This is a genomic window from Acidithiobacillus sp. TH-A35 (genome assembly GCF_057473505.1).
In genome coordinates this window covers 1-2837 of the sequence record NZ_JBYCKR010000301.1, presented here as the reverse complement: position 1 = coordinate 2837, position 2837 = coordinate 1, and the positions used below count along the sequence as shown (strand labels likewise).

General features: G+C 56.2%; 4 protein-coding genes. 1 reads left to right on the top strand and 3 read right to left on the bottom strand.

Annotation, left to right across the window (positions count from 1 at the left end):
* Positions 1-169: 169 nt before the first annotated feature.
* A complete protein-coding gene (locus AC2VNK_RS09635) occupies positions 170-1411 on the bottom strand; it encodes an HD domain-containing phosphohydrolase (RefSeq protein ID WP_486883595.1) in 1242 nt (413 codons plus the stop codon).
* 292 nt (positions 1412-1703) lie between these two features.
* Here AC2VNK_RS09635 and AC2VNK_RS09630 point away from each other — a divergent pair, with 292 nt between their 5' ends.
* Positions 1704-1874: a SpoIIAA family protein gene (locus tag AC2VNK_RS09630; protein ID WP_486883594.1), complete on the top strand. Its 171-nt coding sequence runs from the start codon at positions 1704-1706 to the stop codon at positions 1872-1874.
* On the opposite strand, the gene AC2VNK_RS09625 is transcribed toward AC2VNK_RS09630, so the two are convergent.
* Both AC2VNK_RS09625 and AC2VNK_RS09620 read right to left on the bottom strand, forming a co-directional pair.
* On the bottom strand, positions 1871-2113 hold the full coding sequence (locus AC2VNK_RS09625; RefSeq protein ID WP_486883593.1) for a hypothetical protein: 243 nt from the start codon (positions 2111-2113) through the stop codon (positions 1871-1873). The genes AC2VNK_RS09630 and AC2VNK_RS09625 overlap by 4 nt on opposite strands.
* A gap of 28 nt (positions 2114-2141) precedes the next feature.
* Positions 2142-2837: CZB domain-containing protein (locus tag AC2VNK_RS09620; RefSeq protein ID WP_486883592.1), on the bottom strand; the 696-nt coding region annotated here is incomplete at its 5' end.

Genomic DNA, 2837 nt, shown 5'->3' with positions numbered 1-2837 from the left:
ACCATTCGCACAATCGCCTGCTCATGCTCACTATCGGTCCGCCGGGATAGTCGGCCTGAGAGGGCCCGGAAGAGGCCCACCTGACGGATGGCTAGATCATTTGCTTCGGGCATCTGAGTATCGGACATCGATGGATCCACAGGGGCGGCCAGGGTGGGTTGCGCCAGCTTCACATGTCCGCATCGGCGGGCAATGAGTCGGTGTTTCCCTGGGGTGAGGGATCGCGCAACCGCTGCCCGATTGCACGGATTTCGTCTAGCTGGCTGAGAAATGCCTGCACGCAGAGGGGATCAAAGTGACGACCTGCCTGATCTCGCATATAAGCAACGGCCTCATCGAACGGCCAAGCCGCCTTGTACGGGCGCGCCGAAGTCAGGGCGTCAAACACGTCTGCCACCGCGACGATGCGCGCTTCCAGCGGGATCTCCGCCCCTCGCAATCGCTTGGGATAGCCGCTGCCGTCGAATTTTTCATGATGGCCCATAGCAATTATTGCCCCGATTTGGATAAAACGGGATTGGCTTCCACTCAATATTTCATGGCCGATGAGAGGGTGCGCCTGCATCAACAGGTGCTCATCCTCCGTGAGCTTGCCAGGCTTCAGGAGGATGGAGTCAGGTATGCCGATTTTGCCAATATCATGCAGCGGTGCGGCCAACTCAATTTCGTCACACCTCACTTCGGCGAAACCAAGCTTCTCGGCCACCACGCGGGTATAGGTGGCCATGCGCATGACATGATTGCCGGTATTATGATCGCGGTACTCACCGGCCCGAGCCAAAATAAGGAGCGTTTCCCGTTCCCTTCCGCGGATCTGCTCTGTCGCCAAAACCACTTGATTTTCCAGATGGTTAGCCCGGTCTTTGACAATCTTCTGCTGCTTTCGTAAGGCGAGCAGATTACGACAACGTGCTTGGCACTCATACTGGTCTACCGGTCGGGTGAGAAAATCCGTAGCTCCAGCCTCTAGGGCTTTGTAGCGGACTTGGATATCCTGGACTACGGTGACGATTACAATCGGTACATCGCCGCATGCAGGAATGGCGCGGACGCGCTTGGTAAATTCCAACCCGTCCATGATTGGCATTTTGTAGTCCGCAAGGATGAGGTCCGGCGTCTGGTCGTGTATCCGCTCCAGGGCCTTGTGAGGATCAGTGAAACTCTCCACCAGCAGTTCTGGTGTAATGCTGAGCACCAGCCTCTCCAGTATCTTGCGACCGGTGGACTGGTCGTCCACGATAACGACGAACGGCTTCGCGCGCGCGTTTTTCTGCCTGTCTCTGGACGGCAGTGCATCCCAGTTGTTTTGAAAGTATGAGTGTTGATTAGCTGATTGCATAAAGCCCTCCGGTCCAAGGGACTGCACCTCAGCCTGTTCTACAGAAGCTGTGCGTATGGAACCCTGGATCAATATATATTCATCCTAACGGTCTGACTAGAGGAGACCCAAACCACGGTAAATTTGCACTCAGCCGCCTCCAGCCATTGCGGGTAGTGCTGGACACCCATGGGCTGCTTTCCGGCTAGCGTAACCCAGCCAGCGTGCCAGGCAAAATCCTGGCCACGTGGCGACATGGTTCCGTTGAAATGCTGCTACCGGATTATATCCTGTGCGCGACGATAAGGATCAACCGGCGCTGCACACGCTACTGGCCGCCCTCAAGACGCCTGGCGTCGACCGACCGATATCCTAGTGGGACGACATGGAGGTGGGATTTGCTCATCTCAAGGCATGGGAACGGATTGCTGTCGTCACGGACGAGGGCTGGATTGCTGCTGCAACACGCCTTTTCGGTTTTGCCATGCCTTGTCCGGTCAGAGTCTTTTCCAACGAAGAATTTGCTGAAGCGGCAAATTGGATTGCTGCAGACTAAAGTTCACGACCTTCGGCAAACATATCCCATGCGCCGAAAATGGTGTGAACGATGACGTGGGCGGCAAACCAGAGCACCATAAAGCGCAGAGTCTCTAGGCCGATAGGGATCCAGAAGGGGCTGCCGCTACCTGATAATTCAGGGCTGGCGAGAAAGTCGCTACGCATTGCGAGAATGGTCAAAACCCAGGTGATTGCCCAGGGCTTTATTCGGCCATTTTTTTGGGCTTTGCGCGCCATAACGTGAATTTTCCTCCGGCTACACGGGTCAGCGGCTCATGATGCGGCCGCGAAGTTTGTCAAGTTGCTGCTGTACCATGGTACTGAGGCTTTTGATCTGTCCGGCACCCTTGCGAACGGCATCTTCATCTCCCTTTTTCAGGGAGGCAATGATGGCGAGGCCAAGTTTATGGATCTGGGGATGTACTTGCTGTACGGCCACAAACTCCGGCAACTGCGCCAATTCACTCTGTGCCATGCTGTCCATCCATTTTCCGAGGCGACACTGGTGGTGATCGGAAAGCTCGGTCGGAGAGATGGCGGTATGGTTAGTACTGATCCTCTCTAAAATGTGGGCGACCCACTGGACGTGATCCGCCTTGGCGATGGTTAGGCGGGTAGCCAGTGCCGCTTCTCCCTGCACGGCTGCCTCACTGGCCTGAGCGAGTTGCCCGCGAACCGTGTCCAGAGAGTTCTGAATTTGACCGAATTGTGCGGTGAAACGATCCATGGACTGTTGTAAGGCGTTCATGTGACTGCCCATGGCGTCAGCGGCTGCGACTCCCTGAGTACTGCCGTTAAGGATGTCCCTCAGATTGCCCCGTGATTTTTGGGCGGCTTGATTGGCCATACCGAGCACTTCGGCAACGGTTTCCAGTGAATCGCCACCGCGGCGGAGGTGAGCGATGCTGGCTGCCACTCCCGATTCGACCTGGCCAGCACCCTCGTTGATGGTGACCGCCGA

Bases quoted from the DNA above. Each gene is read 5' to 3' on its own strand.
- AC2VNK_RS09630 (WP_486883594.1), top strand. From the start codon at position 1,704: ATGGAGGTGGGATTTGCTCATCTCAAGGCATGGGAACGGATTGCTGTC.
- AC2VNK_RS09625 (WP_486883593.1), bottom strand. From the start codon at position 2,113: ATGGCGCGCAAAGCCCAAAAAAATGGCCGAATAAAGCCCTGGGCAATC.